This is a genomic window from Rhizobium sp. M10, assembly GCF_002531955.1.
GTDB lineage: Bacteria > Pseudomonadota > Alphaproteobacteria > Rhizobiales > Rhizobiaceae > Rhizobium > Rhizobium etli_C.
This window is the reverse complement of record NZ_NWTA01000003.1, coordinates 446,459-458,248: the sequence shown is the minus strand read 5'-3', so window position 1 is coordinate 458,248 and position 11,790 is coordinate 446,459. Positions and strand designations below refer to the sequence as shown.

Sequence of the window (11,790 nt, the reverse complement as noted above, 5' to 3'; positions counted from 1 at the left end):
GCACGGCGCCTGGTGAGAATTTGTATATCGGTCATTGTCGATCTCCGTTGCTGATCATGATCGACCTTGCCAAACCGATGGGCCGCCGCTGTTCGGCTAGGCGTGAACGGCGGCGAAAACGCCGTTAAATGCGTGTTAAATCGATCGATCGGGGTGGCGTTTTCGTCGGGCAGTGGACGATTGGAGGCAACTGGTGCGCATTCGTTTGCTTGGCGGCCTCGACGTCACGTCCCCTGACGGTGGGCGAATTCGTTTTTCAACGCGCAAGACTTCGCTTCTTTTCGCGGCCCTGGTCCTGGCCGGCCGCCGCGGCCACCGGCGCGAGCCGCTTGCCGAAGCGTTCTGGCCGGGACGTGGCGATGCGCAGGCACGCAATAGCCTGCGGCAGGCGCTCGTCGACATCCGGCGCGCGTTTCCCGGTAGCGGAGATGCTGCGATCCAGATTGAGGGCGATCAGGAAACGGTCGCGCTGAAAGCCGGTTTGCATGAAGTCGACATCTGGATGTTCGATCGCAAACTGGAGGAAGGCGGCCCTGCCGATCTTGCCTTTGCCGCCGATCTTTATCGCGGCGACGTCCTAGCAAATTTGGCTATTCCTGAGGAGCTGGACGAATGGTTCGGATCCTATCGAAGCACGTATCAGCGCAAAGCGCTGCAACTGGTGGAGCGGCTGAGCCTCTCCTTGACGGTGGCCGATTCTGCGCAAGAGCTCGCCTGCGAGGGGCTGGCGGAAAGACTGCTTGTTGCGGATCCCACTGCGGAGCCGTGTCATCGCGCGTTGATGCGGATCCACGTCAATCGCGGTCACGGAAATGCGGCTCTGCGTCAACTCGAATTATGTCGCGCAGCCTTGAAAAAGCATCTCGGCGTCGAGCCCGAGGCGGAGACGAAAGGGCTTGCAACGTCGCTGCGGACAGACAAGGAAACCGACCGTCCGGGGGCAAGCTCAGCTCACATCATTCCGCAGCCGCCGGTGTGGCCGCAGACGACGCATTCGGACCGGCCGTCAGTTGCGGTCTTGCCCTTTCACAATCTAAGCGGAGATCAGACGCAGGACTATTTTGCCGACGGAGTCGTCGAGGACATCATTACCAAGCTCGCTCAGTTTCGCCACCTGTTCGTCATCGCCTGTCAGTCGAGTTTTGCCTACCGGGGGGAGGCTGTCGATGTAAGGCAGATCGGTTTGAATCTGGGTGTGCGCTATGTTGTCGAGGGAAGTGTGCGCAAGGCAGGGGAACGGCTGCGCATCAGCGGACAGCTCATCGATTCCTCAACCGGCCTCCACCTCTGGGCAGATCGCTTCGATGGGGCTCTCGTCGAGGTCTTCGATCTCCAAGACCAATTTGCCTCGAGCATTGTCGGCGCCATCGCCCCAAGGGTCGAGGAGGCCGAAATCGAGCGCTCCAAACTCAAGCCGACGGAAAGCCTTGACGCCTACGACTATTATTTGCGTGGCATAGCGGTTCACGACCGAGCGGTGATCAGCAGGGAATCCATCGACAGCGCTCTGCAACTTTTCATGAAGGCGATCGAACGAGACCAGGCCTTTGCCGCCGCTTATGCTCGCGCGGCGCGCTGCTACGCATCGCGAAAAAGCCACCGGTGGATGGCGGATCGCGCGAAAGAAACCGCAGAAGCCACCAGACTTGCCAAGAGGGCGATTGAACTGGGAAGAGACGATGCAATCGCTCTTTCCTATGGCGGATATGTTCTCGGATATGTCGGCGGCGATCTCGATGATAGCGCCCTCTGCATCGACCGCGCGCTCCTGCTCAATCCGAACCTGGCCGTGGCCTGGGGTTACAGCGCATGGATAGAGGCTTGCTTGGGGGAGCCGGACAAGGCCATTGAGCGTGCCGCGCTGGCAATGCAGTTAAGTCCGCGCGATCCTCGGCTGTTTGCCTTGGAGTTCAACACAGCACTCGCCCACTTCTGCGCCGGGCGCTATGTGGACGCCATTGGCTGGGCAAGAAAGGCTTTGCGCTCGCAGCCGAATTATGCGAGCGCGATACGCATCGCGACGGCAAGTTACGCTCTCGAAGAGCGTTCCCTGGAAGCCAAGGAAATGATATCTCGTCTGAGCGAACTTGACCCCACACTACGGCTTTCTAACCTGTCGGACGTGCTGCCGCCTTTTCGGCGGCCAGATGATCGAACCCGCTATATCGAGGGGCTGCGAAGAGCTGGCCTTCCTGAATAACTCCACGGTCTATCGCGATAAGAAAACGGCGTCTTTGAATTCGGCATGTCGAAAACCGAAATTGCAGGACGCAACCCGAGAGGGTGAAGTCTCGAAGCATCGCGAAGTGGCGAAAAGCTAAAGATACGGTGACGTCGCCCCGTCCCGTTCTTTATACGGCGGAGCGACGTTTGTCCGGCCGGAGCCGGCGTTAGCAAGTCAGGATACTGCAGCCGTGCTATTGCAGCGTGCGCGTCTGGACTTGTTCAGCCGCGTGGTTGGGCGCGGATAGCGGCGCGGCGCTGGCTTCCAGGCCGGTCGCCACGACCGAGACGCGGAACCTGCCGTCCAGGCTGCGGTCGAAGATCGCGCCGACGACGATATCGGCGTCGTCCTGCACTTCGTCGCGAATGCGGCTTGCCGCCTCGTCGACTTCGAACAGCGTCATATCAGATCCGCCGGAGATCGAAATCAGCACGCCCCTGGCGCCCTTCATGGAAATATCGTCGAGAAGCGGGTTGGCGATTGCCGCTTCCGCGGCCTTCATCGCCCGGCTTTCGCCGGCGGCTTCACCGGTGCCCATCATGGCGCGGCCCATGCCTTGCATGACCGATTTCACGTCGGCAAAATCGAGGTTGATCAGGCCTTCCTTGACGATGAGATCGGTGATGCAGCCGACGCCGGCAAAGAGCACGCGGTCGGCCGTCATGAAGGCATCGGCGAAGGTGGTCTTTGCGTCCGCGATGCGGAAGAGGTTCTGATTGGGAATGACGATGACGGTATCGGCGGCCTGACGAAGCGCCTCGATGCCGACTTCGGCCGTCCGCATGCGGCGATTGCCTTCGAAGGTGAAGGGCTTGGTGACGACGCCAACCGTCAGGATGCCGGCCGCGCGCGCGGCACGCGCGATGACGGGGGCTGCACCGGTGCCCGTACCGCCGCCCATGCCGGCGGTGACGAAACACATATGCGAGCCGGCTAAGTGATCCATGATCTCGTCGATCGACTCCTCGGCGGCTGCATGACCAACCTCAGGCAGCGAACCGGCACCCAAGCCCTCCGTCACATTCGCGCCGAGCTGAATGCGGCGCGACGCCTTTGAGGTGGCGAGAACCTGGGCGTCGGTATTTGCGGCGACGAATTCGACGCCCGCCAGCTTTTCCGCAATCATGTTATTGATGGCGTTGCCGCCACCCCCGCCGACGCCGATAACCGTAATATGCGGCCGTAATCCCGAAATGCCGCTCTTGGCGTCCGTCATCGCACTCTCCTTAATGATGCAATCTTGCGCCCGCGCCCTCGTCGCGGACGGCGAATCGACGGTGAGGATAAACGCGCAACAAGGCGGAGGCGAGGCGAAAGAAGTCCGGGGCGGCGACGTTCCAATGATTGTTGCCCTCATGAAGATCGCCACCGCGCTCTTTGCGGATTTCGATCAGAAGCTTTGAGGGGGTGTGAACCAAAGGCCTGCCGAGGTGTTTACAGACATGCCTCACCTCTGCGAAAGGACCGATCCCATGCAAAGACTTCTTCTATCAAGCCTTGCCCTTGCCGCACTCGCCGGCACCGCCGTCGCACAACAACCGCCAGCCCCGCCATCCGCCGCAACGCCACCCACGGCGACCGAGCCTAGCTCGCCTCCGCCGCCGCCAGCCCCGCCGCCTCAGCCCGCTCCCGATGATGGCGAGCGGATGATGGGCAGCCCGGACGCACGGTCCGGAGATCGCCCCGACTACCGGTGGCACGGTTCGAGGGACGACATGGGCTTCCGCGATTTCCGGGGCCACCGCATGCCGCGGCCGTCGAAGGCCGCCCATTTCCAAATTGAGGACGGAAACACACGGATCGATCTGAAATGCACAGAGGACGAACCAATGAAGGCCTGCGCTGATCTGCTGCTAGAGGTGATCGACCGCCTGCAGGGCCAGAACTAGCTTTTTCGGCGCCGCGTTTGCGACCGGCGAAGGTGATCACTGCTGCTCGAACTCGAGGCAGCGGATGTTGCCGTGCGGAAAAGCATTGACTGCGCAAGCCTCGCGCCAGCTTCGGTTGGCAGAAGCCAATCATTGATTCTTCCCAGGACTTAATGCCGACCATTTTCAGCATGAACAGCCCCGCCAATGATTGGCGGGGCTTTTGCTGTCGGGTGGCAGGCGCCGTGCCGTCATCCCGACGCCAGCGCTCGCCAGCGCCGTGCGTGCCGACATCAAGCGGGTCCTGCGGCGCTGTCGATTTGACCGGAGAGCCGGGCCTGGGACTGGGCGGCGGCATATGTCGGGTAACTGTTCTTGCGCTCGGCAATATACTCGTGAGATTGTACTAATATACATGTGATCTGCTTGATGCGGACGGCGCGGGGCTTCGATGACATTGGTGAGGGTCAATGAGCTGATATCGGTGGCGGGTCAGCCCGAGTCCGCGGATTTTGCCGATTTCGCGGTGCGTGGCTTTGCCGGCGTCATCAATGCTCGACCGGACGGCGAAGATCCCGGCCAGCCGGGCAATGCGGCGGAAAAGGCGGCAGCGGCCGCCGTCGGCCTTTCCTACAGTTTCGTGCCGGTGAAAGGCGCCGAGATCACCGAGGCCGATATCATCGCCTTCCAGGCGGCGATGGCCGCGGCGAAGGGGCCTGTCATCGCCCATTGCAAGAGCGGCATACGGGCGCTAACACTTTATACGCTGGGCGAGGTGCTCGACGGGCGGATGGAGCCCGGTGATGTCGAGCCCTTCGGCCAAAGCCTCGGTTTCGATCTTGCCGGCGCGCGCCGCTGGCTGGAGAGGCGGGCGGCGCAGACGGTCGATGTGAAGGCCTTCTTCCATCCCGCCACATGGAGCGTGCAATATGTCGCTGCCGATCCTGTCGCGGGACGCTGCGCGATCATCGACCCTGTGCTTGACTTCGACGAGACCTCGGGGGCGACGGGCACGTCAAGCGCCGATGCCATCCTTGCCGACATCGAAAGCCGCGGGATGGCGGTCGCGTGGATCCTCGACACGCATCCGCATGCCGATCATTTTTCCGCCGCCCATTACATCAAGGGAAAGACCGGCGCGCCGATAGCGATCGGCGCCCAGGTCACCGAGGTGCAGACGCTCTGGAAGGAGATCTATAACTGGCCGGCCCTTGCGACCGACGGCTCGCAATGGGACCGGCTGTTTGCCGATGGCGACAGGTTCGAGATCGGCGGGCTTGAAGCTCGCGTTTTGTTTTCGCCCGGCCATACGCTCGCCTCGGTGACCTATCTGATCGGCGATGCCGCCTTCGTGCACGACACGGTGTTCACGCCGGATTCCGGCACGGCGCGCACCGATTTTCCCGGCGGCAGCGCCAGCGCCCTCTGGCGCTCGATCCAGGCGATCCTGTCGCTGCCCGAGGAAACTCGGCTCTTTTCCGGCCACGACTATCAGCCGGGCGGCCGGCATCCGCGCTGGGAAAGCACGGTGGCCGCGCAGAGACGCGCCAATCCCCACATATCGGGCAAGGACGAGGCCGGCTTCGTGGCGCTGCGCCAGGCGCGGGACCGCACCCTGCCGAAGCCGAAGCTGATGCTGCATGCGCTGCAGGTGAATATTCGGGGCGGGCGGCTGCCGGAGCCGGAGGGGAACGGGCGGCGGTATCTGAAGATACCTCTGGATGCGTTGTAGCGCTGACCATAGGCAGATATTTACAAAGCAGGGTAGTCCAAATGCGGGGCTCTCGCGGGTCGATGCCGATATGATTCGTTTCCACGCGCGCGCTCGCTGGCCTTTTCCTGCAATTTCGCTATGATTTTTCTGGGCCACGCCCGGTCAGAGGAGTTCCGCCATGCTCGAACGAAACCACCTTCCCTTGCGCCCGGCAGCTCCCCTTTTCGCTGTCGCCTGGGTCACCGTCATTGCCGGTGCCAGCGTCGCTCTTAGCCTGCTGTTTGCCTGCGTGACGCCTTTCGTGGCCCTGGTGGCGGTCTCGGCAGTCGTGCTTCCCCGGCGGATGGCGCTGATGGCGGTGCTGCTTGCCTGGCTTGCGAACCAGACGGTCGGCTATCTCGTCCTCGGCTATCCCCAGACCTTCGACAGCTATGCCTGGGGACTGGCGATCGGGATTGCAGCATTTGCATCGCTTGCGGCGGCGCTCGGGCTGCTGCGCCTGATGGCAGGCCCTGCCGTCACGATGACCGGCGCCTTCATCGCCGGGTTCGCTGCTTACGAGGGCGTGCTTTTTGCCGCAACGGCGGTGCTTCCGTCCGGCGACGGGGCGTTTTCGGCAGCTGTTGTCGCCGAGGTTCTGTTGATCAATTCTCTGGCCGCGATCGGACTCATCTGCCTGCATGCCGGCGCGGCGGCTAGCCGCGCGCTTGTCGCGGCACAGCCGGCACCGGCACTGCTTTAGGTCTTCGCCTCCACACTTGTCGTCGCTCCAAAACTGCAGCGCGCCTTCCGGCAACGGGCCGGCACCCTGAGGAATGCGCGAAGATGGGTTGAGATCATGGTCGGCAACGGCTATCTGGTTCCGACCCGCAAGCGGACCGGCCGCGAACGACAAGGCGCATAGCTCCCATGATCCCCGATTTCCTCGTCACCCATTCCGGTGGTTTCCATGCCGACGAACTGCTGTCGAGCGTCATCCTGACCCGGCTTTTCCCGCAGGCACGCCTGATCCGCAGCCGGGCGCCGGAGTGGATCACGCCAGGGCAGGACCGGATCATCTATGATGTCGGCGGAGCTTATGACGCCGATGCCGGCATATTCGATCATCACCAGCGCGGCGCGCCGCTGCGCGACGATGGTCAGCCCTACAGCTCATTCGGCCTGATCTGGAAACATTACGGCCGCGATTATCTCGCCGCTCGCGGCCTTGCCGCCGACCATGTCGAAGCCGTGCATAGCTCTTTCGATGCGAGCTTCGTGCTGCCGATCGATCTGACCGACAATGGCGCGCTCAGCCCCTCGGGACCGCTGGCGGGCTTGACGCTGCCGGCGCTGCTCGAGACCCTGAAACCGGTTTTCGACGAAGCGGAGCCGGATGCCGACGATCGCGCCTTCCACGCGGCCCTTGCCATTGCCCGCAGTTTCGTCGAGGCCAAGCTCGCTCAGAGCGCTGCAAAATTGCGGGCCGAGGCGATCGTGCACGAGGCTATCAAGGCTGCGGGGCAGGGGCGCGTTCTGGAACTGCCGAGGGGGATGCCCTTCCGTCCTGCTATCGTCAAGGCCGGCGCCGATCACCTGCTGTTCGTCGTCCACCCGCGCGAAAAGGATTGGTGCGTAACCGGCATCCGCCGGGCCGAGGAGGGGTTCGAACTCAGGGCCGACCTGCCTGCGGCCTGGGCCGGTCTTACCAATGGAGAGCTGGCGGCGGTTTGCGGCATAGAGGGCGCGAGCTTCTGCCATAACGGCCGCTTCATCGCCGCCGCCAGGAGCCGCGAGGCGGCGCTTGCCATGGCCGAGTTGGCGGTCAAGGAGGCTCTTTCGATCGGCGTGTAGCGGCCGTTATCCGCGTCGGATCTACCTGATATCAAATGCGTTCAGGACATTCCAACTGTGGAAGCGATTGACTTGCATCCGCGAAGGACTAATCTTCCTGCTATAACAACCACCACCCACACGCGAGAGATAGTGGACGGTGTGAGTGGCTGGCGACCTTGAGGAGGATGAGGTTTGCCATGGATTATCGTGTCGTTCTGCTGATTGGTGCAGCTGTGACTGCTCTTGTTCCCGCTAACGCCGGGGCGCAGGAGGGCGACGCGACGGCGGGCGCCGTTGTTTTCAAGAAGTGCGCGACCTGTCATGTCGTCGACTCCGATACGAACAAGGTCGGCCCGTCTCTGAACAAACTGTTCGGCAGGAAGGCCGGGACGCATCCCAATTTCGCCTATTCGGCGGGAATGAAGGCGGCTGGCGAAGGCGGTCTTGTCTGGGACGAGACGGTGCTGCGCGAATATCTGCACAATCCGAAGGCGAAGGTGAAGGGCACGAAGATGGCCTTTGTCGGCGTGAAGGACGAAAAGGAGATCACCGATCTCATCGCCTATCTCAAACAATATTCGCAGTGACGGGCAATATTCGCAGTGACGGGCAATATTCCCAGATGGCAATACTCCGAATGACGGGTTCGCGGCCGGCGACGAATGGCTAAATCGCGGTAATTGCGATATTTTCTATCTGTGCGATAATAAACACGGACTTTTTGCGGAATGCGGTTTCACGGGTCAACCTGCTCGAGGAGGAGCGGAAATGGCTGTCGTGCTGATCCTCGTCCTGATTGTCGTCGGCTCCGTGCTGTTCCATGTGCTGAGCCCGTGGTGGTGGACGCCGATCGCGTCCAACTGGACCTATATCGACACTACCCTCGTCATCACCTTCTGGATCACCGGCATCGTCTTTGTGGCGGTGGTTTCGTTCATGGCCTATTGCGTCTTCCGCTTCCGGCACAGGCCGGGCAACAAGGCACATTACGAGCCTGAAAACCGCAGGCTGGAAGTGCTGCTCGCATCGGGAACGGCAGTCGGCGTCGCGGCGATGCTGGCGCCCGGCCTCATCGTGTGGAACCAGTTCATATCGGTGCCTGCCGATGCCGCATCAGTCGAGGTCGTCAGCCAGCAGTGGCTGTGGAGCTTCCGCCTGCCGGGAGCGGACGGAAAACTCGGCCGTGCCGAGACGCGCGACGTCAGCCCGGAAAACCCGCTCGGCCTCGACAAGAACGATGCAAGCGGCCTCGACGATGTCATCATCGAGGGCGGTGAGTTGCATCTGCCGATCGGCAAACCGGTGCACATTTTGCTGCGTTCCGTCGATGTGCTCCATGACTTCTACGTGCCGGAGTTCCGCGCCAAGATGGATATGATCCCCGGCATGATCACCTATTTCTGGTTCACGCCGACGCGGACGGGGACCTTCGACATCCTCTGCGCCGAACTCTGCGGCGTCGGCCATCCGCAAATGCGCGGCACAGTCGTCGTCGAAAGCGACGCGGATTATCAGACCTGGCTCGGGCAACAGCAGACATTCACCCAGCTGACGGCGTCGGCTGGGCCGGCGAACTGACGCGACCAGGACGGCCGGAGGCCGCAAGCCGGTTCGGGGAACCGGCGGGACGACGGCCAGGGGCCGTATCGGGGAAAGGGAAGAGAGATCATGGTCGAGATTCCATCCGGCAGCATCCCATCCGCCGAAGTCGAGGATGTCGAGCTTTATCATCCGAGAAGCTGGTGGACGAAATATGTGTTCAGCCAGGACGCCAAGATCATCGCCGTGCAATATTCGCTGACGGCGATCGCGATCGGCCTTGTGGCGCTGGTGCTCTCCTGGATGATGCGGATCCAGCTTGCCTTTCCCGGCTATTTCACCTTCATCGATGCCGATCACTATTACCAGTTCATCACCATGCACGGCATGATCATGGTGATCTATCTCCTGACCGCGCTCTTCCTCGGCGGCTTCGGCAATTACCTCATTCCGCTGATGGTCGGCGCCCGCGACATGGTGTTTCCCTACGCCAACATGCTGAGCTACTGGATCTATCTCATCGCGGTGCTGATCCTCGCCGCCGGCTTTTTCGTCCCCGGTGGCCCGACGGGGGCGGGCTGGACGCTTTATCCGCCGCAGGCGGTTCTCTCAGGCACGCCTGGCGGCAAGGACTGGGGCATCCTCTTGATGCTCACCTCGCTGATCGTCTTCATCATCGGCTTCACCATGGGCGGGCTGAATTATGTGGTGACCGTGCTGCAGGGGCGGGCGCGCGGCATGACGCTGATGCGGATGCCGCTCACCGTCTGGGGCATTTTCACCGCGACCGTGATGGCGCTCTTGGCCTTTCCGGCACTCTTCGTCGCTTGTGTCATGATGCTGTTCGACCGCCTGCTCGGCACCAGCTTCTTCATGCCCGCCATCGTCGAAATGGGCACGCAGCTGCAGCATGGCGGCGGCAGCCCGATCCTGTTCCAGCACCTGTTCTGGTTCTTTGGGCATCCCGAGGTCTACATCGTCGCACTGCCGGCTTTCGGCATCGTCTCGGACCTGATCAGCACGCATGCCCGCAAGAATATCTTCGGCTACCGCATGATGGTCTGGGCGATCGTCATCATCGGCGCGTTGAGCTTCGTCGTCTGGGCCCACCACATGTATGTCAGCGGCATGAACCCCGCCTTCGGCTTCTTCTTCGCCACCACGACGCTGATCATCGCCGTCCCGACGGCGATCAAGGTCTATAACTGGGTATTGACGCTCTGGCGCGGCGATATCCACCTGACATTGCCGATGCTGTTTGCGCTCGCCTTCATCGTCACCTTCGTCAATGGCGGCCTGACCGGCCTCTTCCTCGGCAATGTCGTTGTCGACGTGCCGCTGTCGGATACGATGTTCGTCGTCGCGCACTTCCACATGGTGATGGGTGTCGCGCCGATCCTCGTCATCTTCGGGGCGATCTATCACTGGTATCCGAAGGTCACCGGGCGGATGCTGGACGAGACGCTCGGCCATATCCACTTCTGGATCACCTTCCTCGGCACCTATGCGATCTTCTTTCCGATGCATTATCTCGGCCTGCTCGGCGTGCCGCGCCGCTATTTCGAGATGGGAGAGGCGGCCTTCGTTCCACCTTCGGCGCATACGCTGAACATCTTCATATCAGTCATGGCGCTCGTCGTCGGGGCCGGGCAGGTGGTCTTCCTGTTCAATCTGGTCTGGAGCCTTTTCCGCGGCCGGGAGGCGGGCGGCAATCCGTGGCGGGCGACGACGCTCGAATGGCAGACGCCGCAGACGCCGCCGGCGCACGGAAACTGGGGCAAGGAGCTGCCTGTGGTCTACCGCTGGGCCTATGATTACAGCGTGCCTGGTGCTGCAGAGGATTTCATTCCGCAGACGGTGCCGGCCAGCGGCGAGGCCACACGGGAGCTTCCGACATGAACGTCACGCTGATCTTCCTCGCGGCCATCGCCGCCATCATTATCTGGTGGTTGGCGGGGCAGCGGCTGACCTCGAAGCCCTGGCTCGAATCCGGCTCGGTGCAGCTGCCGGATCATGCCGGCACTGAGCGGCCGCCCGTGCCGGCGGTGAAGATCGGCCTCTTCGTGTTTCTCGGCGTCGTCGGCGCGCTCTTCAGCCTTGCCGTCAGCGCCTATTTCATGCGTGCAGCGTCGACGGACTGGTGGGGGATGCCGGTTCCGCGTCTGCTCTGGGTCAACACGGCAGCACTCGCCTTGAGCAGCGCCGCGCTGCAATGGGGCAGACGCGAAGCGCGGCATGGCCGCGTCGAACGCCTGCGACCGGCGCTTGCCGTCGCATTTGCTCTTGCCGTTCTCTTTCTCGCCGGACAGATCCAGGCATGGCGCGAGCTGACGGCGGCGGGATATGTGCTGGTCGACAATCCCGCCAACAGCTTCTTCTATATGCTGACCGGTCTGCATGGCCTGCACATCCTCGGCGGGCTCATGGTGCTGGGTCACACGACCCTGCGCGCTTTCGCGACCGACATCGCGTCGGACAGGCTCAGCCTCAGCGTCTACCTTTCGGCGATCTATTCGCATTTCATGCTTGCCGTCTGGCTGCTGCTGTTTGCGCTGTTTGCCGGGTGGGCGAATGATTTCGTCGATCTCTGCCGCACATTGCTGAACTAGGGGCTCAACCAGGAGATTTGC

At 62.2% G+C, this 11,790-nt stretch carries 11 protein-coding genes; 10 read left to right on the top strand and 1 reads right to left on the bottom strand.

Features of this window, described 5'->3' with window-relative positions; all coding sequences use genetic code 11:
• The first annotated feature begins 193 nt into the window (after positions 1-193).
• A complete protein-coding gene (locus CO671_RS07550) occupies positions 194-2,200 on the top strand; it encodes a BTAD domain-containing putative transcriptional regulator (RefSeq protein ID WP_097605405.1) in 2,007 nt (668 codons plus the stop codon).
• A gap of 217 nt (positions 2,201-2,417) precedes the next feature.
• Here the strand turns inward: CO671_RS07550 and ftsZ are convergent, their stop codons facing one another.
• Entirely contained in the window at positions 2,418-3,440 is a 1,023-nt protein-coding gene (ftsZ, locus tag CO671_RS07545; protein WP_010035422.1) for a cell division protein FtsZ, read from the bottom strand.
• Between ftsZ and CO671_RS33305 the strand changes: the two genes are divergently transcribed.
• From CO671_RS33305 to CO671_RS07505, 9 genes are all read left to right on the top strand, one after another.
• Entirely contained in the window at positions 3,427-3,627 is a 201-nt protein-coding gene (locus tag CO671_RS33305) for a hypothetical protein (protein WP_141514454.1), read from the top strand. The genes ftsZ and CO671_RS33305 overlap by 14 nt on opposite strands.
• Before the next feature lie 69 nt (positions 3,628-3,696).
• Entirely contained in the window at positions 3,697-4,113 is a 417-nt protein-coding gene (locus tag CO671_RS07540; protein WP_097605404.1) for a hypothetical protein, read from the top strand.
• 430 nt (positions 4,114-4,543) lie between these two features.
• A complete protein-coding gene (gene blh / locus CO671_RS07535) occupies positions 4,544-5,824 on the top strand; it encodes a bifunctional sulfur transferase/dioxygenase Blh (protein WP_097605403.1) in 1,281 nt (426 codons plus the stop codon).
• 160 nt (positions 5,825-5,984) lie between these two features.
• Complete coding sequence (locus CO671_RS07530; protein ID WP_097605402.1) at positions 5,985-6,548, top strand: hypothetical protein; 564 nt, start codon at positions 5,985-5,987, stop codon at positions 6,546-6,548.
• 167 nt (positions 6,549-6,715) lie between these two features.
• Positions 6,716-7,639 carry an MYG1 family protein gene (locus CO671_RS07525; RefSeq protein ID WP_097605401.1) on the top strand — a complete coding sequence of 308 codons (924 nt, stop codon included), beginning with the start codon at positions 6,716-6,718 and terminating at the stop codon, positions 7,637-7,639.
• A 179-nt stretch (positions 7,640-7,818) separates the two neighbouring features.
• The gene (locus CO671_RS07520) at positions 7,819-8,208 is read left to right on the top strand and encodes a cytochrome c family protein (protein WP_038689689.1); all 390 of its coding nucleotides are present in this window, start codon (positions 7,819-7,821) and stop codon (positions 8,206-8,208) included.
• Between the two features lie 181 nt (positions 8,209-8,389).
• On the top strand, positions 8,390-9,199 hold the full coding sequence (locus CO671_RS07515) for a cytochrome c oxidase subunit II (RefSeq protein ID WP_038689687.1): 810 nt from the start codon (positions 8,390-8,392) through the stop codon (positions 9,197-9,199).
• A 90-nt stretch (positions 9,200-9,289) separates the two neighbouring features.
• A complete protein-coding gene (ctaD, locus tag CO671_RS07510; protein ID WP_097605400.1) occupies positions 9,290-11,059 on the top strand; it encodes a cytochrome c oxidase subunit I in 1,770 nt (589 codons plus the stop codon).
• The gene (locus tag CO671_RS07505; RefSeq protein ID WP_097605399.1) at positions 11,056-11,769 is read left to right on the top strand and encodes a cytochrome c oxidase subunit 3; all 714 of its coding nucleotides are present in this window, start codon (positions 11,056-11,058) and stop codon (positions 11,767-11,769) included. Before ctaD ends, CO671_RS07505 begins: the two co-directional genes overlap by 4 nt.
• Positions 11,770-11,790 lie beyond the last annotated feature (21 nt).